This window comes from Ruminococcus sp. AM42-11 (assembly GCF_003480145.1).
GTDB lineage: Bacteria > Bacillota > Clostridia > Lachnospirales > Lachnospiraceae > Blautia_A > Blautia_A faecis.
Genome location: NZ_QUIO01000020.1, coordinates 1 through 19,622 on the forward strand (window position 1 = coordinate 1; position 19,622 = coordinate 19,622).

At 41.8% G+C, this 19,622-nt stretch carries 21 protein-coding genes and 2 pseudogenes; 16 read left to right on the top strand and 7 right to left on the bottom strand.

From position 1 onward, the window contains the following. Positions 1-107: 107 nt before the first annotated feature. The 16 genes and pseudogenes from DW904_RS25620 to DW904_RS12540 form a co-directional block, all read left to right on the top strand. Positions 108-200: pseudogene (locus DW904_RS25620) on the top strand (Maff2 family protein); the annotation flags it as partial. 19 nt (positions 201-219) lie between these two features. Next, complete coding sequence (locus DW904_RS12470; protein ID WP_015535383.1) at positions 220-1,092, top strand: VirB6/TrbL-like conjugal transfer protein, CD1112 family; 873 nt, start codon at positions 220-222, stop codon at positions 1,090-1,092. Between the two features lie 22 nt (positions 1,093-1,114). Beyond that, positions 1,115-1,504: a PrgI family protein gene (locus tag DW904_RS12475; RefSeq protein ID WP_118581117.1), complete on the top strand. Its 390-nt coding sequence runs from the start codon at positions 1,115-1,117 to the stop codon at positions 1,502-1,504. A gap of 124 nt (positions 1,505-1,628) precedes the next feature. Further along, a pseudogene (locus tag DW904_RS12480) lies at positions 1,629-3,922 on the top strand (DUF87 domain-containing protein). Then, positions 3,906-4,364, top strand: coding sequence for a hypothetical protein (locus tag DW904_RS12485; RefSeq protein WP_117788192.1), 459 nt, complete (start codon positions 3,906-3,908; stop codon positions 4,362-4,364). Before DW904_RS12480 ends, DW904_RS12485 begins: the two are co-directional and overlap by 17 nt. 51 nt (positions 4,365-4,415) lie before the next feature. Further along, a complete protein-coding gene (locus tag DW904_RS12490) occupies positions 4,416-6,659 on the top strand; it encodes a CD1108 family mobile element protein (RefSeq protein WP_117788194.1) in 2,244 nt (747 codons plus the stop codon). Between the two features lie 26 nt (positions 6,660-6,685). Next, positions 6,686-6,994: a DUF4315 family protein gene (locus DW904_RS12495; RefSeq protein ID WP_117788196.1), complete on the top strand. Its 309-nt coding sequence runs from the start codon at positions 6,686-6,688 to the stop codon at positions 6,992-6,994. Beyond that, positions 6,969-7,715 carry a CD1107 family mobile element protein gene (locus tag DW904_RS12500; protein ID WP_117739822.1) on the top strand — a complete coding sequence of 249 codons (747 nt, stop codon included), beginning with the start codon at positions 6,969-6,971 and terminating at the stop codon, positions 7,713-7,715. The genes DW904_RS12495 and DW904_RS12500 overlap by 26 nt, the downstream gene beginning before the upstream one ends. Positions 7,716-7,786: 71 nt before the next feature. Next, entirely contained in the window at positions 7,787-9,898 is a 2,112-nt protein-coding gene (locus DW904_RS12505; protein ID WP_117788198.1) for a DNA topoisomerase 3, read from the top strand. Positions 9,899-9,926: 28 nt separating this feature from the next. Then, positions 9,927-10,976 (top strand): DUF5688 family protein, encoded by a 1,050-nt coding sequence (locus DW904_RS12510; protein WP_029471611.1) that lies wholly within the window; start codon positions 9,927-9,929, stop codon positions 10,974-10,976. An 82-nt stretch (positions 10,977-11,058) separates the two neighbouring features. Beyond that, positions 11,059-13,080 (top strand): YodL domain-containing protein, encoded by a 2,022-nt coding sequence (locus tag DW904_RS12515; protein ID WP_117640013.1) that lies wholly within the window; start codon positions 11,059-11,061, stop codon positions 13,078-13,080. Next, complete coding sequence (locus DW904_RS12520; RefSeq protein ID WP_029471612.1) at positions 13,077-13,337, top strand: transposon-transfer assisting family protein; 261 nt, start codon at positions 13,077-13,079, stop codon at positions 13,335-13,337. Before DW904_RS12515 ends, DW904_RS12520 begins: the two co-directional genes overlap by 4 nt. Next, positions 13,327-14,211 (top strand): DUF4316 domain-containing protein, encoded by an 885-nt coding sequence (locus DW904_RS12525; protein ID WP_117788201.1) that lies wholly within the window; start codon positions 13,327-13,329, stop codon positions 14,209-14,211. Before DW904_RS12520 ends, DW904_RS12525 begins: the two co-directional genes overlap by 11 nt. 3 nt (positions 14,212-14,214) lie before the next feature. Then, a complete protein-coding gene (locus tag DW904_RS12530; RefSeq protein WP_029471613.1) occupies positions 14,215-14,505 on the top strand; it encodes a hypothetical protein in 291 nt (96 codons plus the stop codon). A 224-nt stretch (positions 14,506-14,729) separates the two neighbouring features. After that, a complete protein-coding gene (locus tag DW904_RS12535; RefSeq protein WP_029471614.1) occupies positions 14,730-15,044 on the top strand; it encodes a helix-turn-helix transcriptional regulator in 315 nt (104 codons plus the stop codon). Positions 15,045-15,159: 115 nt separating this feature from the next. After that, complete coding sequence (locus DW904_RS12540; protein WP_029471615.1) at positions 15,160-15,588, top strand: hypothetical protein; 429 nt, start codon at positions 15,160-15,162, stop codon at positions 15,586-15,588. 131 nt (positions 15,589-15,719) lie between these two features. On the opposite strand, the gene DW904_RS12545 is transcribed toward DW904_RS12540, so the two are convergent. The 7 genes from DW904_RS12545 to mobC are packed head-to-tail and all read right to left on the bottom strand — an operon-like array spanning position 15,720 to position 19,444. Further along, positions 15,720-15,998, bottom strand: a complete 279-nt coding sequence (locus DW904_RS12545) for a helix-turn-helix transcriptional regulator (protein ID WP_029471616.1) — start codon at positions 15,996-15,998, stop codon at positions 15,720-15,722. Positions 15,999-16,002: 4 nt separating this feature from the next. Further along, positions 16,003-16,416, bottom strand: a complete 414-nt coding sequence (locus DW904_RS12550) for a deoxyuridine 5'-triphosphate nucleotidohydrolase (RefSeq protein ID WP_029471617.1) — start codon at positions 16,414-16,416, stop codon at positions 16,003-16,005. Next, entirely contained in the window at positions 16,406-17,185 is a 780-nt protein-coding gene (locus DW904_RS12555) for an FAD-dependent thymidylate synthase (protein WP_029471618.1), read from the bottom strand. Before DW904_RS12555 ends, DW904_RS12550 begins: the two co-directional genes overlap by 11 nt. Beyond that, positions 17,172-17,498: a hypothetical protein gene (locus tag DW904_RS12560; protein ID WP_029471619.1), complete on the bottom strand. Its 327-nt coding sequence runs from the start codon at positions 17,496-17,498 to the stop codon at positions 17,172-17,174. The genes DW904_RS12555 and DW904_RS12560 overlap by 14 nt, the downstream gene beginning before the upstream one ends. 29 nt (positions 17,499-17,527) lie before the next feature. Beyond that, the gene (locus DW904_RS25625; protein ID WP_347562137.1) at positions 17,528-17,719 is read right to left on the bottom strand and encodes a hypothetical protein; all 192 of its coding nucleotides are present in this window, start codon (positions 17,717-17,719) and stop codon (positions 17,528-17,530) included. Continuing rightward, positions 17,716-19,080, bottom strand: coding sequence for a relaxase/mobilization nuclease domain-containing protein (locus DW904_RS12565; protein ID WP_347562138.1), 1,365 nt, complete (start codon positions 19,078-19,080; stop codon positions 17,716-17,718). Before DW904_RS12565 ends, DW904_RS25625 begins: the two co-directional genes overlap by 4 nt. Next, positions 19,058-19,444 carry a plasmid mobilization relaxosome protein MobC gene (mobC, locus tag DW904_RS12570; RefSeq protein ID WP_029471621.1) on the bottom strand — a complete coding sequence of 129 codons (387 nt, stop codon included), beginning with the start codon at positions 19,442-19,444 and terminating at the stop codon, positions 19,058-19,060. Before mobC ends, DW904_RS12565 begins: the two co-directional genes overlap by 23 nt. Positions 19,445-19,622 lie beyond the last annotated feature (178 nt).

Here is a 19,622-nt window from a genome sequence, read left to right on the forward strand (position 1 = left end):
TGGACTTGCCCGAATAACCGCCCGACCTATCCGACACAATGCGCAAGTGCCGGATAGGAACGGCAAAATTTTTTACACTTCTATTACTTCTTTATCGCACATCAGTAAAATCCCAGGGAATTAAACAGCTGATGAGCGGTGGTGGTGTTATCCTGATCGGAACACAGCTGATCCCGCTTCTGAGTGGATTATTTGGTTAAGAGAAAGGAGTAGAGATCCATGTTCAGTCAGATTTTTGATGCGATTGAGGAATGGATGAGGGAACTCTTAACCGGGATGATCACTTCCAACCTGGACACGATGTTTACTGATGTCAATCAAAAGACTGGTGAGATCGCTACCCAGGTTGGACAGACCCCGCAAGGGTGGAACGGCAGCATATTCAGTATGATCCGGAACTTATCGGATTCCGTGATCATGCCGATCGCAGGTATTATTATCACACTCGTACTCTGCTACGAATTGATTTCTATGCTGACCGAGCGCAACAACATGCATGATATTGATACCTGGATGTTTTTCAAGTACTTCGTAAAAATGTGGATCGCTGTATATCTGGTGAGTAACACATTTACGATCACAATGGCGGTATTCGATGTGGGCCAGCACGTAGTTAATTCTGCGGCCGGTGTTATCAGCGGAAGTACCGCCATTGATATTTCTTCGGCATTGACGGATCTTTCCGCAACCCTGGAAAGTATGGAAATCGGAGAACTTGTTGTATTGGCGCTGGAAACCCTTATCGCTGGCTTCTGTATGAGAATCCTGTCTGTACTGATCACAGTGATCATGTATGGACGTATGATAGAGATTTACCTATATACCTCAGTTGCGCCGATTCCATTCGCAACTATGAGTAACAGAGAATGGGGACAGATCGGCACGAATTATTTCAGAGGACTCTTTGCCCTGGCTTTCCAGGCATTTCTGATGATGGTATGCGTTGCAATCTATGCAGTGCTTGTTGCAGGTATCCAGTATTCAGATAATCTGAGTTCTTCATTATTTGGCGTTATGGCTTATACGGTGATCTTATGTTACAGCCTCTTTAAGACAGCATCATTAAGTAAGTCGATATTTAACGCGCACTAATTTACAGGAAGGAGTGAAAATCATGGCATATGTCAGCGTACCGAAAGACTTAACGAAGGTAAAAAATAAAGTAGCATTTAACCTGACCAAAAGACAGCTGATCTGTATTGGGATTGGTGCTGCAATGGGAATTCCAAGCTATTTCCTCTTGCGTAATGTGATGGGAAACAGTAATGCAGCAACAGTCATGGTGCTTTTGATGTTACCGGCATTTTTATTTGCCATGTACGAAAAAGACGGGATGCATCTGGAAGATGTTCTGATGCATATGATCAGGGTGAAGTTTCCTCGTTCACCCGTTAGAAAATATGAAACTGAAAACTATTATGAGACAGATCCGGAACAGATCAGACAGTCTCCGGATACAGGAAAACCGAAAGGAGGAAAAACGGTTGCGAAAAAAGAAAAATAAGAAAACTGTCGCAGATACCGGATACAAAAAAGTAGACAGAAAAGAGAAAAAGAAAAAAGAAAAGCAGGAAGAGAAACGCAGGCAGAAAAAACTGTCCGTCCAGCAGTCGATCGCTTATAAGGAAATGGGAAGAGATGGAATCTGCAGGGTACAGGGAAAAACGTATTCTAAGTGTATCCGCTTTTATGACATCAACTACCAGCTGGCTCAGAATGAAGATAAAAATGCAATCTTTGAAAACTGGTGTGATTTCCTCAATTACTTTGATGCCAGTATCCATTTTCAGCTGAGCTTTATCAATCATAAGAGCAGCATGAAGGAGTTTGAGCAGGTGATCCAGATCCGGCCACAGGAGGATGCTTTTGATGATGTTCGCATGGAATATGCAAAGATGTTGAAACAGCAGCTGGCGAAAGGAAATAATGGACTGGTGAAATCAAAATATATCACCTTTTCCATCGAAGCAGATAATATCCGGGAAGCAAAGCCAAAGCTGGAACGTATTGAATCAGATATCCTGAACAACTTCAAGATCCTTGGAGTTCCGGCATATCCGCTGAATGGCGTGGAACGTCTTCAGATACTGTATGAGACTTTCAATCCGGATATCATGACAGACTTCCAGTTTGATTATGGTTCCATGATCCGGACAGGACTCAATACAAAGGATTATGTGGCACCGACCAGTTTTGTATTCCGAGACAGAAATACGTTCCAGATGGGAAATACTATCGGGGCTGTCTCTTATCTGCAGATCCTGGCACCGGAGCTTACGGATAAGATGCTGGCAGAATTTCTGGATATCGATAAGAACCTGATCGTCAACCTGCATGTCCAGTCTGTGGATCAGATGAAGGCAATCAAGCTGGTAAAAAGCAAAGTGACGGATATCAACCGTATGAAAATCGAAGAACAGAAAAAAGCAGTCCGGGCCGGATACGATATGGATATCATTCCATCGGATCTGAACACGTATGGCGGAGAAGCTAAGCGTCTGTTAGAAGACCTGCAGTCACGAAATGAGCGTATGTTCCTTGTAACAGCGCTCTTTTTAAATACAGCAAAGACCAAACAGGCACTGAACAATGCCATCTTCCAGACTGCCGGAATTGCACAGAAATACAACTGTGTACTGAAACGTCTGGACTATCAGCAGGAAGAAGGACTGATGAGCAGTGTTCCGCTGGGAGTCAATCATATCCCCATCAAACGTGCACTGACCACGACCAGCACTGCTATCTTCGTACCGTTTACCACTCAGGAACTTTTTATGGCAGGAGAATCCCTGTATTACGGATTAAATGCACTCAGCAACAACATGATTATGGTGGATCGTAAAAAGCTGAAAAACCCGAATGGACTAATCCTTGGTACACCTGGATCCGGTAAATCCTTTGCTGCAAAAAGAGAAATCACCAACGCGTTCTTTGTCACGAAGGATGACATTATCATCGGAGATCCGGAGGGTGAGTATTATCACTGGTCCATGCACTTGGCGGACAGGTCGTACACATTTCACCAACCAGTAAGGATTATATCAATCCGATGGATATCAATATGGATTATTCCGATGATGACAATCCACTTGGAGTGAAATCCGATTTTGTCCTGTCTTTATGCGAGCTGATCATGGGAAGCAGGGATGGAATTGAAGCAGAGGAAAAATCAGTGATCGACCGCTGTCTTCCACTGGTGTATCAGAAGTACTTTGCAGATCCAAAACCGGAAAACATGCCGGTCCTCGGTGACCTGTATGACTGCCTCAGAAAGCAGAAAGAACCACAGGCCCAGAGAATTGCAACAGCACTGGAAATCTATGTAAATGGATCACTGAAAGTATTCAACCATAGAACCAATGTGGAACTGAATAATCGAATTGTCTGTTTTGATATCAAAGAGCTTGGAAAGCAGCTGAAGAAAATCGGAATGCTCATCGTCCAGGATCAGGTATGGAACAGAGTTACGATCAACCGTGGCATCAAATCCACCAGGTACTACATCGATGAGTTCCACCTTCTGCTCAAAGAAGAACAGACAGCAGCTTATTCCGTAGAAATCTGGAAGAGATTCCGTAAATGGGGAGGTGTACCGACTGGTATCACTCAGAACATTAAGGATCTTCTTGCCAGCAGGGAGATTGAAAATATCTTTGAGAACAGTGATTTTATCCTGATGCTGAACCAGGCTGCAGGTGACAGACAGATCCTTGCAAAACAGCTGAATATTTCCCCATATCAGTTGTCTTATGTGACGAATTCCGGGGAAGGTGAAGGACTTCTTTTCTATGGAACAACGATCATTCCATTTAAGGATAAGTTCGATAAGACATTGAAATTATATGGTCTGATGACCACGAAGCCCGAGGAAACATTGAAACGAGATAAAGAAATGAGGGATGCAAATGAAGGAAATCGATAAGATCCGAATCAAGCAGTGGAATCAGGACAATCCTTACATTCAGATGAAAAATCTGGAAAATGTGCAGCCAGGATACCGTGTTCATACAGTCAATGATGATCATCATCTGTATGAACTTCCGCTGGAAACACAGAACATTATCCTTGACTGGGTATTCTGGAATTTTTATCCGGCACAGAAAATCTATCCGTATCTTACCAGTGATGATCTGAAAGAAGTTCTGTATAAACGTACCCAGATCCATCTGCACAACAATCAGTTCAAGGAGGCTATGCTGATCAATGGTTTCTGGCCGAGAGATCCGAGTGAATTGAACTGGGTATTTCATATTCAGGCGAGCTCTCCGGCAATCAGGACACAGGCAGATGGTTATCCTGGTATCCCGATTATAGGACGCCAGGAACTGAATGAGTACAGAAAGAAAAGTTGTGCCAGGAGGTGATGACCTATAGCTGGAAAAGAATTTAAAGGCAAAGATAAAAAGGTCGCAAAGATGACCAGAGATGGTCTGACAGAAGAAAATCTCCATGATGGTAGTGTAAAAGATATCAGTCACAGGAGCCGTGGGCGACCGGAAACTAAAGAAGAATTTGTTCCTGAACGGGAACGAAAAAAGGCTGAAAATGAAGATACAAAATCGGGAAAAGGAAAACGACTGCAGATGGAGAAAGTCCGTAAATCTTCTGTCCGGCAGGAAGCTGTTGAGGATACAGTTGAAGTTACACCGGAAGAAAAAGTATCCGGATATCGAAAGAAACTGCATCGTTATGAAAAAATCCCGGATGATGATAATAATCTGAACAGCCAAAAGAAATCCATTCGGAAGAAACAGTTGCAAAAACAGATGACCAAAGAACAGGCAAAAGCTGGAAGATTATCTTTTGATGATGAAGGAAATCAGATGGTGAAAGGTGCTGGCATGAAACCGGGAGGGACAGCCGGGAAATACATTGCTACACAAGCTGTTATATCTGGCATGAAAGCAGTCTCTTCCGAAGAGGAAGAAACAGATGAAAATGCAGGTGTGGAAAGTGCCAGACTTGTAGAGCGTGAAACAGAAGATGCGTTACGTGGTCTGCGTCATGCTCAGATCCGCAGCAAACGGACGGATGTGAAAACCCATCGCAGAGGTTATCGTGAGGCTACCGTAGAAAAGAAACTGAAATTTGGTTCTGCAGAAAGTATGGAAGGAGTCAAGAATGCAGAAACGGTAAAGAAAGCCGAACAAAAGAGACATTTCTATAACCGCTTCTTCCAGAAAAAACGATATAAGGATGCTTACCGGGCAGCCAGAGCCGGAAAATCCGCTGGCAGTCTGGGTGGAGCAACAACCATTGCCGGTGTCGAGAACATGACGGTAAAAGCAAAGATCGCCTTGAAAGAGATCATAAAGCGTAATCGTGCCATGTTCGCAGGCATCGGTATTTTTGCGCTTCTTTTTCTTGTCATAGCGGTATCTCTGGGGAGCTGCAGTGCTTCTATCGAGGGTGCTGGATCTGTGATCGGTATTACAACGTATCCAAGTTCAGACGAGGATATTTATGCTGCCGAAAACAGATATGCTGCTTTGGAAAGTGCCTTGAATCAGCAGATCAATGAGATGGAACGAAGACATCCAAATTATGACGAGTATCAGTACAACATTGCTGAGATTGGTCATAATCCATATCATCTTATCTCGTATCTTACTGCAAAATATGGAGACTGGACGTACTCAGATGTTGAAAACGAGCTGCAAGCACTTTTTGAAGCACAATATCATCTGAATACGGAAGGTCGAACAGAAACGGTGACAGAAACCAGAAATGTTCGAGTCGGAGAATCATTAGGACAGGTAGTGACCAGCGGATATTGTAACTGTCGAATCTGTTGTGGTGTATGGTCCGGAGGTCCAACTGCTAGTGGTGCATATCCAACTGCAAACCATACCATTGCTGTAGATGCTTCCAATCCATTTGTGCCGATTGGCACTAAGGTAGTAATGAATGGTGTGGAATACACAGTTGAGGATACCGGAGCCTTTGCACGATATGGTGTGCAGTTTGACGTTTACTATGATAACCATGCTGCCGCTTCTGCTCATGGACATCAGACCTGGGAAGCCTATATCGCAGATGACAATGGCAGTCAGGAAGTAACGGTTACCAGTACAAGCACTAAGAAGATTCTATATGTGACACTGACAAATGGAAGCTTTGACGCTGTGGCAAGAGCCAATCTGAATGCGGAGCAGCTGATCATCTATAATGCATTAAATACGACCTATGGAAACAGAAATTATCTGTGGGATGTAAACAATGTGACCAGTGGATCAGGCGGTAATGGAATGAGTTATGAGATTCCACCGGAAGCACTGCAGGATGAAGAATTTGCCCGGATGATCCGAGAAGCAGAAAAATATCTGGGAGTACCTTATGTATGGGGTGGCTACTCTCCATCTGGATTTGACTGCTCAGGTTTCGTATCCTATGTCATTAACCATTGTGGTAATGGCTGGAACTATGGACGGTTGACCGCAGAAGGATTAAGAGGCGTATGTACTTATGTATCACCGGGAGAAGCAAAACCAGGAGATCTGATTTTCTTCCAGGGAACGTATAACACATCCGGTGCAAGCCATGTGGGTATCTATGTCGGTAACAATATGATGATCCATTGCGGGGATCCGATCCATTACTCAAATATCAGCACATCCTACTGGCAGCAACATTTCATGTGCTTTGGAAGACTGCCATAAAGGGGTGAACGAAGGGAGGTGAAAGTTTGAATAAAAAGATTAAAAAATATCTGGATGAGATTGTCAAGACAGAGAAAAAGATCGCGGATCTGCAGCAATATCTTAGGGGTGTCCAGGCTGCATTAAAGCAGGAAGAGGACAATGAGATGATCAGGTGCATTCGTGGTATGAAGATGGATAATGATCAGTTATATGATCTTTTGGATGGTATCCAGAGTGGAACAGTTAAATTTCAGGTAAGCAGGGAGTCTGACGAAGAAGGTTCAGGCTCCTTTGTATTCACAGAAAAAAATAAGGAGGAAAATCAGAATGGTGAAATGGAAGAAAATGAATAAGAAAATGGCAGGACTGTTGTTGGGAGTCATGATGCTTTTTACAGCATCAACCACAGCATTTGCCTATGTGGATGAATCAGCAGAGGCATCCAAAGTAGAGACAACTCAGACAGAGCAGTCAACAGACAAAGAAGAGAAAAAAGATGACAAAAAGGATGAGGTGGCAAGTACAAGTGAGGTGCTGCCGGAAGATGGAACAGACAAGGGAACTGCCTTTACGACACCAGGAAATGGCGAAGTCAAGGATGACATTACCGATGATTCCACAAAGGAATTTCTTACGGTTACAACGAAGAATAATAACACTTTCTATATCGTGATCGACCGCAGTGCCACATCCCAGAATGTCTATATGTTATCCCAGATTGATGAGAATGATCTGTCTGAATTTCTGGATAAAGACAGCACTTCTACTGTCGTAACACCACAGCCGGATACATCAAAGGTAGTGTTGGATGAAACAAATAATGAGGATGTAGACAAGGAAGCTACCGTTGATCCGGAGAAAACAGCATCTACCAAAACCAATATGGGTGCAATGGCAACAATCCTGATTTTGGCTCTCGGCGGTGTGGCAGCTTACTACTACTTCAAGATCTATAAACCTAAAAAAGAGGAAGATGAGGATGATCAGCCGGAAGGTTTGGAAACAGGTGGACTGGAAGAAGTTCCGGATGAGGAAGAGTCTGAAGACGAAGATTTTGAAGAAAATGAAAAATAAATAACTTTTTTAGCGGAGGGGGCTGTAAAACATGCTCTCTCCGTTTCGTTATATGAAGGAGGTAATACATCATGTATTTAGTAATTGCAGAAAAACCAAGTGTATCAAGAGCAATCGCAGAAGTGATTGGAGCACAGGAACGAGAAGACGGATATTTAAGAGGAACCGACTGTATGGTCAGCTGGTGCTTCGGACATCTGGTCGAGTATGTTTCACCGGATGTCTACGATGAGAAATTTAGCCAGTGGAGATATGAAGATCTCCCGATCATCCCGAAAGACTGGAAAGTTACAGTCTCAGAAGATAAGAAAGATCAGTTCTATATCTTAAAAAGACTGCTCAACAGTCCGGAAATTGAATACGTCGTAAATGCCTGTGATGCCGGACGTGAAGGAGAATTAATCTTCAAACATGTCTATGACTTATCCGGAAGTAAAAAGCCGGTGAAACGATTATGGATCAGTTCTCTGGAAGATTCCGCAATCTTTGATGGAATGCAGCATCTGAGATCCGCAGAGGAATACCGACATCTGGCCGAAGCTGCTGTATGCCGTTCTCAGGCTGACTGGCTGGTAGGAATGAATGCAACCAGAGCTTACACCACAAAGTACTTCAAAAAGCTGACCGTTGGAAGGGTTCAGACACCGACACTTGCCATGTTGGTGGAACGTGCCGGACAGATCAGCAATTTCCAAAAAGAAAAGTATTTCAATGTGGAACTGGATTGTGACGGAATTCCGGCAGTAAAGTCAAAGATCTTTGATCCGGATGAGGCGGAACAGTTAAGAAGCAGATGCCAGGGAAGTGAAGCTATTGTCACTGCTGTAAAAGAAGCCGAAAAGAAAGTAAAAGCCCCAAAGCTTTATGATCTGACCACACTGCAGAGAGAAGCAAACCGTATCTATGGAATGACAGCCAAACAGACATTAGATACCGCCCAGAGCCTGTACGAAAAGAAGCTGATCACTTATCCAAGAACGGACAGTCAGTATCTGACCGAAGATATGGAGCAGACCGCAAGAAATGTGGTACGTCAGATTTATGAGAAATATCAGCTGACAGGTCCTTTCGATCAGCCGGAACAGCCAGATGTGAAGAAAGTCATGAATAACAGCAAAGTGACAGATCACCATGCAATCATCCCAACGATGGAACTTACATCCTGCCATATGGATGAACTGAAATCCTGGGAAGAAAAGATTCTGTTTCTGATCGCAGTCCATACGGTCATGGCAATGAGTAAAGATCACATTTACCAGGAAACAGAGATTGAAGTGGAATGCCAGGGAGAAGTCTTCAAGACAAAAGGAAAAACTGTCCTGCAGGATGGATGGAAAATCTTTGAAAACTGCTTCAAAAATAAGGACCGCATGGCAATAGCAGATCCAGATCAAGAAATGAAAGAGAGGATTCCGAAAGTAACCAAAGGACAGACTTTCTATGCTGTAGCTGCAGAAAAGACAGAACATTTCACATCACCGCCAAAACCATACAGTGAAGATACGCTCCTTGCGGCAATGGAAACTGCTGGAAATAAGGAATTCGATGAAGATACAGAAAAGAAAGGATTAGGAACTCCGGCAACAAGAGCCGGTATCATCGAAAAACTGATCTATTCCCAGTATGCCACCCGAAAAGGAAAACAGATCATTCCAACAGATGATGGAAAAGTCCTTGTTGAGATTCTTCCAGACTTCCTGAAATCTGCAAGTATGACTGCAGAATGGGAAAATCAGCTGCTCTTGATGGAGCATGGAGAAATTGCACCGGAACAGTTTATGACTGGGATCAAAAATATGCTCACCATGATGCTGAATGGATGTGATGCGATCTCCGAAGAAGAAACAAGAAGATTTCAGACCAGAGAAAGCATTGGAACCTGTCCGGTATGCGGCAGCCTGGTATACGAAAGCAAGACCAACTTCTATTGCAGCAACCACGATTGCCACTTTGCTCTCTGGAAAGATAACCGCTATCTGCAAAGCATGGAAAAAACCATGGATAAAAAGATGGCTGCAGAACTTCTGAAAAACGGAAGTGTGCATGTAAAAGACCTGTATTCCAAAAAGAAGAATATGTACTTTGAGGCAGATCTTCTTATGGATGCAGATGAAACCGGAAGGGTGAATTTCTCTTTATCCTTCCCACAAAAGAAACCAAAAAACAAAAGCAAAAAGAAATAAGAAAACAGATTAGAGGAGGAAACGAAAAATGAATTTTAATGAATTTGTAAATGAAGTAAAGGACAATATCAAACTCTTTTTACCAAGGGATTATGAGAATGCAGAGGTATCAACGATGGAGTGTCATAAACTGAACCGTGCCTATACGGGACTGATGGTGAGAAAAGAAGGTGAGATGCTTACCCCGACGATCAATCTTAACCGGCTGTATGAAGCATATAAAGCACAGCCTGGCGTAACAATGGAAACTGTATGCAGAAAGATTGCAGATATAGTTATTGAGGCACCGATACAGGTTGATCTGAAAGCTATTTTAAACTATGAAGATGTGAAGGACAAGCTGTTTATCCGTGTGTCATCAGCCGAAGCAAATAAGGAAGTCCTCGAAATTGTGCCACACCAGTTAAAGGAAGATCTTGCAATTACCTATCATGTGGCAGTAGGCAAGAATCAGGATGGATTAAGTTCCATGCTGATTACAAATGAAATGATGAAGGAATATGGAGTGACACAGGAGCAGATTCATGAAGACGCTATGAAAAGTTCACCGCGTGTCATGGTCCCAGAGGTATCAAGTATAGGTGTACTGATAGATGAAATATATCAGAAAAATATTCTCATGCTGACACCAGATGAACGTGAAATGCTGCTAGAAACATTGCAGGAGTCAAGCGAGATGCCGACATTCTTTGTTGTTACGAATACAGAAAGAATTGATGGAGCCGGTGTGATCTTTTATCCGGAATTCATGGATAACATGGGGGAACTTCTGGGAAATGATTTCTTCATTTTGCCATCATCCATCCATCAAATGCTGATCTTGCCGGATGACGGTCAAGTGGATGCGGAAATGTTAAGAGATATGGTAAAAGAAGTTAATGCCACTCAGGTAGCACCAGCAGAACGCCTTACCAATGATGTATATCACTTTGACACAAAGGATCACGTCTTTGAAAAGGCAGACAGGTTCACAGAACGTCAGAAAGAAAAAGAAGCGCAGGTTGCAAAAACAGAGAAAGTTGGAAAAGAACAGCCGGATCAGAAACCGAAAACAAAGAAGCACGATATGGAACTCTAATAAAAAATAATCATCTCATCAACTAATAAAAAGCCCTGCGGCATAAGCACAATGTCGTAGGGCGTTTTTGGAAAGGAGTATTATGACAGAACAAAAAAAAACTACTACTATTCCACTGCCGGTCCAGGGAAAAGATATGGACAGCATTATGCAGTCACTGGAATCCGGTGTGGAAGAACTTTTTACAAGTAACCGCTATCAGGAATTTCTTAAAACCATGGCAAAGTTTCACAATTATTCCTTTAATAATACAATGCTGATCGCCATGCAACGACCGGATGCCACACTTGTTACCAGTTACAAAAACTGGCAGTCCATGGGTAGACAGGTCATGAAAGGGGAAAAAGGAATTACAATCATTGCACCGGCACCATATAAGAAAATGAAGGAAAAAGAGGTTCTGGATGAAAATCAGCGACCAATCATGGGAACTGATGGAAAACCTAAGACTGAAAAAGTGGAAGTTACAGTTCCACATTTTAAAGCAGTTACCGTCTTTGATATTGCTCAGACATCCGGGGAACCAATCCAGACACTAGCACCGGAATTACTGACTGCAGCTGTACAGGATTTTGATTCTTTCATGCAGGCTATTCAGAAAATATCCCCAGTGCCGATTCGATTCGATGAGATCGATGGCAATGCCAATGGATATTATCACAATGCAGACAAGGAAATCGTGATCAAAAAAGGGCTCAGTGAAAGTCAGACCTTAAAGACTACTATTCATGAAACAGCCCATGCTAAACTGCATGACAAGGAAATCATGGAAAGCCTGGGTGTAGAAAAAGACCGTCTGACAAAAGAGGTTGAAGCAGAATCCGTTGCTTACTGTGTGTGTTCTTCCTTTGGTTTGGATACATCGGATTACAGTTTTCCTTATATTGCAGGTTGGAGCAGCAGCCGGGAAATGAAGGAAATGAAAGCATCTATGGATGTGATCCGCAAGACAGCCGGTGAAATGATCGATCAGCTTACAGAAGAACTGGAAATCATTCTTGAAGAAAAACAAAAAACAGAATTACATGAAAAATACGGCATTCTGGTAGATGCACTGGAAGCAGCCGGATACCGCTATGATTATCGGGAAAGCAAACCGGGACATATTGTACTGGCACCGGATGGGACACATGAAATTGCTGGGTATTTGCAGTTTGAATCATGGGAAGATATCAAAGATTGGCTGGAAGATACGATTGCAGAAGGAACGGATATTTCGGAAAGAGTTGATCGGGCTTTGTATCCATTTAAGTTTGATTATACCCTAGAGGAAGAAATGTTCAGAGGGAATGGTGACCGCTATGCGATTTACCATGTGGATGAAGGCACACCGGGAAAACAACATTTATTTATGAATATGACAATGGTCAAAGAAGATGGCATTACAATCGATGCGGACAATTATAAATGTGTCTATTCTGGCAGATTACATGAAAATGAAAAGCTGGATGATTTGTACGCTATGTTCAACGATAATCCACCGGCAGATTATAAAGCACATTCTATGTCGGTCAGTGATGTTATCATTACAAACCGTGGTGGGGATATGCAGGCATATTACGTGGATCGATTTGGATTTGCAGAACTTCCAGACTTTGCAGCACAAAGAGAAAAAATACTCGATATTGTCCCGGAAATAGAAAATGTGGATTATGAAAATGATCTTACATGTATCAGCTTTTATGCGGCTGAATGTGCTGAATTTCCTGTAATGGGTGAAGTACATTATGACCTGACATTACCAGAAGCCTTGGAAGCTTATGAGAAAATCCCATCAGAACGTATGCATGGACTGAAATGTGTTGGCTTTGATCTGAAAGACGGAAGTGATTATGAAGGAATGCAGAGTCTGATGATTGAAGGAAAAATACAGAAAGAATTTTTGAATTCGATTCCTGGATTTAGAGAAAATTCTTATGTGCAAAATGCAATCAGTCGTGTGGAAAAATACTTGGAAGAAAGACATCCAAATGTGGAAAATCCTCTGGAATCCAATAAGAAAGTGGATAACGAAAAAAATATAAGCGAAGAAAAAAACGAGAAGGAGCTGAATATACAGATGAAACCAATACCGAAAAAGAAAAGGGGGGAAATGAGCCTATGAGAAATGTAAACCTGGAAGAAAACGAACTGACTATTACTGCTATCTTCCAGCAGCACACAAAGGAAGAAACAATCCAAACACTGAAAGAAGCTTTGGAAGTTTTGGAACAGGAAGAAAGTGATTCTGAGAATGATGAAATAATTGAGATCATCAATTCTACAGTTGGAAAATTACAGCAGATCGAAGACAAATACTACTATTCTCTGGATCTGAATTATTATCTGAATAACTTGGAGGACGATGCCTATGAAGCTTAATCAATTTGCAGTCTACCGAGTAGATCAGCAGACAGCAGGAAAAGCACTGTGGCATCTGCCATATCAAGAAGCAAGACAGCAGAATGTGTCGATTACTGTCGAAAATTACCGAGTAATCTCGATTCATGAAATGCAGGAAGAAGAAAAAGTCGCTGACATCTGGAAACGAATGAAAAAGCAATGCGAAGTCAGTGACGTACTTGTACTGAACAGGGATGGAGAAATCAACTGCTACTATGTAGATGAGAACTATCCACAGTATCTGGCCGGATTCATTCGTATCAATACATCGGGCGCACTGATCACTATGGAGACTGAGAATTATCAAATTGACGGAAAAAAAGGGAACTGGATTGCAACAGACACCATCATCATCAACGGGAAACAGTTTTATCTGATGGAGCATCAAGTATACCGGGATCAGGCTCAAGGTGTTATCCTGGATGCCTATGGAAAAATGGTTGTCGAAGAATGTAAGAAATTCGACGAAAAAACAAAACAAAAGATCCATAATTACATTCAACAGCAGGCACCGCTAAATTCAGTCGAACAGTTAAAACAAGATGGTAAAATCCGTCTGGAACATTACCAGAAGTTCTACCAGAACGGCACTTATGAACGAAGCAGAGAATCCGGTACCGAAGCCAATTATGATATGGTGGACGGTCTGGTAAATAATCAGAAGAAGAATCCAGAAAAGATCTCTAATGCCCGCAGCAACAAACAGACTCCCAGAAATCAACAGGATGGCAAACCTAAGAAACGAAGATCCGTGATTAAACGACTGCATCAGAAACAGATTGCTATTGCTCGTCGGTCCGGAAAGCCGATACCAAAGTACCTGGATCAGGAAATGGAAAGAAAGCGGGGGTAGAATATGCGAAGGTTAAAGTGTGAAAAAGAAACGATTATTCTGACCAATGAAGATGACGGATTCTATGATGTGTATACCTTCAATCAGAGCTTGCAGAAACGGTTGAGATCCTTTGCTGAGAAGTGTCCGGATGATTGCTGGTTGAAAGGAGCTTCGGAAGATGGCAGTGAAACGTATATGATCAGAAAGGGACGGTTATCATTGAATTTAAGACCACCCTATTCCAAGGATAGGATTCATAAAGCAACCGAACGAATTATTGAAGAACAGAAAGAACAATCAAAGGATTCATAGAATGCGATTTAAGAGAAAAAAGCCTCATGACCATGAGGAAAAATGAAAGCAAAATACGTTAGTTGATAAAGTGTATAGGCTCAAAAGGGAAAGTGCCCTTTTGGGCCTTTTTAATTTAAAATAGTTCTAAAGAACAAGTTAACAATCTGTAGATTCTGTATGTTTTAAAGATCAATCGTTATACTAGTTTTAGACCGAATTATCGTTCTAAAGGAGGTGTCACAATGGATTTAAAGGCGGTTGGTCAGAGAATAAAAGCTGCAAGGGAAGCTAAGAATCTTACACAAGAAGAATTGGCAGCACTGGTAAGCTTAAGTCCAACTCATGTAAGTGTTATAGAGAGAGGACTGAAAGTAACAAAACTTGATACCTTTATTGCGATTGCAAATGCATTAGATGTTTCAGCAGATACACTATTGATTGATGTTGTGACACATTCGGTTACTGGCGTTACGAATGAATTATCTGAAATGATAGAGAAACTACCTAAAGAAAAGCAACAGAGAATTATCAATGCGGTGAGGGCATTGGTGGAATAAATACATGAATAAGAAGATGGAAGGGCTTATTGCTCTTCTTTTTTATTTGGTTTAACGTGAAAATATGATATAGTAGTTCTAAAGACTTATATATAATTCTGAGGAACTTAATAAAATGAAGAAAAATAATATAACACTTGTATTTGTTGCTATCGTTTTTTCGATTATTGTTGGAATGATAATTGGAAAAAGCTTATTAAAGTATAAAGAAGGTGAGCCAGATGTAGTTGGCAGTTTTTCTATGAATAGAGATGAAAATCTTACAGTAGTTGCTAACAGAAAAAATATTTCTGATAAAGAAGCATTTGCAAGACTGCTTTTAAAAATGTACAAAGAGAATTCATTTCATTCAATAAAATTTTCTACAGATCATGGATATGCAACCAGCCTTGATATGACCGTATATTCTTGGAAAGAAGATATCGAAAATGGAAAATCCATTATGCAGATAGAATTTAGACCGATTGAATATGGAAAAGATTATGATATTGTTCATAATCTAGATAAATATGTTCTTTTTATCGATGGAACAGAAATAAAATGAAATATATAGATATGCAGATAAAGCGCAGAAAAAGAGGATTGCTCAACGCAGGATATTTTCAATTATTACCCCAAAAAATGATAAGAGAGAGGCAGCGGAAAAGCCGTTGCCTCATTTCAGTATTATGACACTTAATCTAGTTCTGCCCCTAACTCATACCTCCAATACTCCGCTGCCTCATACTCCCTGGGTTCTGAGAGTACCGGTACGGTAAAGAGTTCAACCGGAACACCGAGTTTTGATGCGAAGAGTTTCATAAGATCCTCTTTCGGTGTTCGGACATCGCTTTCATACTGAGAAATCCGGACATCAGCACAGCTTTCTGGAAATCCAACAGCCATGCCGAGTTCTTTCTGGGTGAGATGATTTTTCTGTCTTAAGTGTTTTAATTTTCTTCCAAATGTAATCATAGTATTATTCTCCTGTACTTCCAAAAGCCCCGGTTCCTCGTTCATTACCAAGGTCCAGGACAAAATCTGCGATCACGACTGGTGTAATCACCAGCTGACCGACGCGTGTGTCTTTATGAATGGTCTGAGAAGATGTGCTTACGTTGCTGATAATGGCATGGATCTCACCACGGTAACCGGAGTCGATCGGTGGAAGTTCGCATACCAGTCCTTTTGCTGCCATGCTGCTTCGTGGAAAGACATATCCGGCAAATCCATCGGGGATGATGAGACCAAATCCAAGTGGAATTCTTGCAACCTCACCTGGTTTTAATACGCAATCATAAGGCATGAATACATCAGCACCGGCATCATTTTCATGTGGCCGGAAGGGATAATGATCTGCTTTCAGACCAAAGTCAATCAGTTTAATCTTTATGGCTGCTCACCTCCCTTCTGATGAGCAATGGATAATCTGCTTTTAAGATATCTGATGGTATCCAAAGTTTTGAAATAGGATTCTGGCAGGACATCTGTTTTTCCATACAGCTTCCTCTCTGACAGAATGGACCGGTCAGATCCGGTGCAAAAAGAATCGGGCTTAATTTGTACAATCTCTGCCAGATCTGTAGCATCACAATCCTTGTTTCATCCGTATTTCTTCTGCAGGTTCTCTGACCGATCATATGCTTCCACTGGTAAGGCGTTGCACTGATGATCAGTACGTTTCGAAGTCCCTGAGGTGTGGCATATCCGGCTGAATCATGATCAATGCCTAAGGCACAGAGTTCTGTATAGTGGTCCAGATCTGACTGACAGCTTTTTTTGTAAATATCCTGGATTTCTTTATCTGCTTTCATGATCCCATATGGAATAGCAAATGCAGCGTGACCGGAATAATTGCTGTACTGCAGAGATGCACTCATGTACTTTACTTCGTTCTGATGCCTTGTGATCTGTGCCAGGAAGCGTCTGCTTGCACCAACAACAGCCACGGTAATGACCATGAATTTCTGTACGGTTGGATGTGGAAGCCCCGCAATGTTTTCTACGGTCTTCTGACTGTAGGATTGATGGTAAAGGTCCATCAGATCTGCCATGCTCTGAATCGTATGACCGTGTTGTGTGAGCCTGGCAGCAAAGACCATATTTTGTTCTGCTTCCCGGATTCCATAGCAGTTTAAGATAGCTGTTTCAATGTGATCCATAGGCCTGTTCCTCCTTTACCAGAGCTTTTAAAAGGATCAGATAATTGATGCAGTCTGTGATTTTTTCATCCCACTGTTCCATGTCAAAATGTAACAGAGTGGAATAACACATATCGTAAAGGGATACGACATGTTTCGACATCATGCCGGCCAGTGCTGCTTTTGGATCACAGTTCTGTAAAGCGGCAGCAATCTTGAATGCACTGAGGCGGTCAATATTATCACCGGTATATTCTTTCTTTTTATGTGCCAGAATATCGGCACACTTTCTCATCTGAAGTTCAAATACAACATTAAATTCTTCTTGTGTCATGTGATAGTTCCTCCTTTGTTTTGTAATAGTTATCGTTCGAGATCTTTGGTTTTTGATTTCACTGGTTCTGGAATCTGCATCTGAAGAATGGCATCAACATTCTGATCGGCAGTGTCCAGATCTTTTAATTTTTCTTTCAAGCTGCTTATTGCTTCTTCTTCGGAAGCTATCTGCTGTTGCAGTTTTTCTTTTTGTAAAGTCAGGGTTTTTAGGCTTGTCATCTTTCCATCCTGATAAAGGATCTCAGCCAATCTCTGGCTTCTTCATATTTCTGAATTTCTTTCGCATGTTCTTTCCGGTACTTTCCTTTGTACTTTGCATTTGAAAATTGGGAATAAACTTCCTTGTTTGCATAGTACTGTCCGGTGTAGCGGATCTGATCATTGAGAGTCCTTAGATTGGACCGATGCTGAGCAAACTGTGTCTGCATTTCTTTCAATTCCTGCTTTGATGCAAGCAGTGTGTTTTTCAAATCTGACTGCGTATCAAATCCATGTTCCTGCACATAGATAATGGTATTTGCCATTTGCTGCAGATTAGAAAGTTTTACCCGATGAGCATAAGCCGGGCTCTGCATTGCTTTCACATTTGTCTGGAGATTTACAACCAGGCACAGGTGAGATCTGACGTAGAGAATGGCCAATGGATCCTTGCGTAAGAAGGTCTGTTCCAGGTGTTCTTTTCCATATCGTGTTCCAAGTGCACGTTCAGAAATCCGCTTCTGTCGATCAGGATGAAGATAGCTGTATCTGCCACGATGCTCAATCACAGAGATCTGAAATAGTTCCAGAAGTTTAGATTGGAATTCATCAAAATTACTGGAAGTGACAGCACATTCATCAATCGCTTGTCGCAAATATTCTTTCTGCGTAAGGAATACGGTGGATGTTGGTTTGAGACCATCTTCGATAATTTTCCGATTGATCTCATCTATTGTTTGCTGGTCGTGTTTCTGTGCCATATACTCTTTCTGAGTGATTTTTCTTTCAGCCGGAGCAAGAAGATCTATCTGGTGAAGTCCTTCCTGTAGGCAACGATCCATGACAGTTTTCTTAAAAGTGTTCATGAATTTATCCGTGGAACGATGCTTGTATCCGGCAACTTCTTCATGTGGTTTATCCATATAAGGCTGCCTTTCCACTGCAGTCTTCCTCACACTGTTGATGACGATGTGAGTATGGATATTTCCGGATTCATTGTGGCCATCGGTGTGAGTAACTACCAGTGCCTGATATCCAGGAAACATCTGCTTTGCAAGTCCCAAACTGATTGCTTGTGCTCTCTCGCCGGTAAGTCCATTTTCTGTAACATCGGCTGGATCGTAGCTGATAATGTAGTGGTGACTTTTGATATCTTCACGTTTCTTATTTTTGTGAAAATGAGCATTTGTCAGTTCGCATTCCTTGTCAAAAGACATCGGATCACAGTTCAGTCCATCCATATAAAACTCTTTTCGCAGGATGCTTCGTCCGGATTCATCTACAATCTTTTTCCCGGTTTTTTCATCATGTTCAAACAGAAGATAATTGATAGCAGCCGAGTAATTTGCATTTCTGCTTTTAATGTGTTTTACGATTGCCATTCATACCACCTGCCAGTTTCAGTACCTCTTTTCTTAATAGGAATAAGTCCGTGATGCACTGATGAATCTCATTTTCTATAGCACGTGACTGACTGCCACCACTGTTAAAATGCTTGGCAATCTGATTGAGATTCGATCCAATCTTTCCATATTCACTGACCAGTTTTCTGAGATCGTTCATGTCTGCAACAACTTTAATCTGATGATTGATTTGCTTCTCAAGCAGAAGTTTTCTCAGATATTCAGATCGTGAGATTGAAAAACAAGTAGCTCCTTGATCCAGCAAATTGAGTTCGACATCTGTCAGTCGTACTGCAACAAAATGTCTGTGATTTAGTTCTTTATCTTTGTTTTTTGTTCTCATACTCCTCCTTCCGTTGCTACTATTCCGCCCACTGGGAGTCCACGTATTTCAATATCGGCTGTCCCTTCCGATATTAGAAATAGTGCTGTGAACACCTTTAGGTGAAACCAACAGACAAGTGAAACGTCTGTTATGAAGAGGGTATGGGGAGATCCCCATCAAGATAAAACCCATAGGA